Raw genomic sequence first — 408 nt, forward strand, 5'->3', positions numbered from 1 at the left:
CGACGACATCAGCTGCTCCATAAGTTCCCACACGAATTGCTTGATTCATTGAAGAAGACGATAGAAGCAGCTTTAAGCTCCAAGCTGATAGCTCTTAGCTAATCAGTTACGCGCTCGAAATTGGGTCTGTAGCTCAGTTGGTTAGAGCGCACCCCTGATAAGGGTGAGGTCGGCAGTTCGAATCTGCCCAGACCCACCAATTTTGTATGGGGCCATAGCTCAGCTGGGAGAGCGCCTGCCTTGCACGCAGGAGGTCAACGGTTCGATCCCGTTTGGCTCCACCATTAACTGCTTCTGCTTGTTAGAGTTTAGAAATGAATATTCCGGTGTGAATATTGATTTCTAGTCTTTGATTAGATCGTTCTTTAAAAATTTGGGTATGTGATAGAAAGATAGACTGGATAGCAC

2 tRNA genes are annotated in these 408 nt (G+C 46.3%); both read left to right on the forward strand.

Annotated features, from left to right (window positions below):
- Positions 1-122 precede the first annotated feature (122 nt).
- Positions 123-199 (forward strand) — tRNA-Ile (locus PseAD21_RS29370).
- A 9-nt stretch (positions 200-208) separates the two neighbouring features.
- Positions 209-284 (forward strand) — tRNA-Ala (locus PseAD21_RS29375).
- The last annotated feature ends 124 nt before the right edge of the window (positions 285-408 follow it).

The organism is Pseudomonas sp. AD21 (assembly GCF_002878485.1).
Classification (GTDB): domain Bacteria; phylum Pseudomonadota; class Gammaproteobacteria; order Pseudomonadales; family Pseudomonadaceae; genus Aquipseudomonas.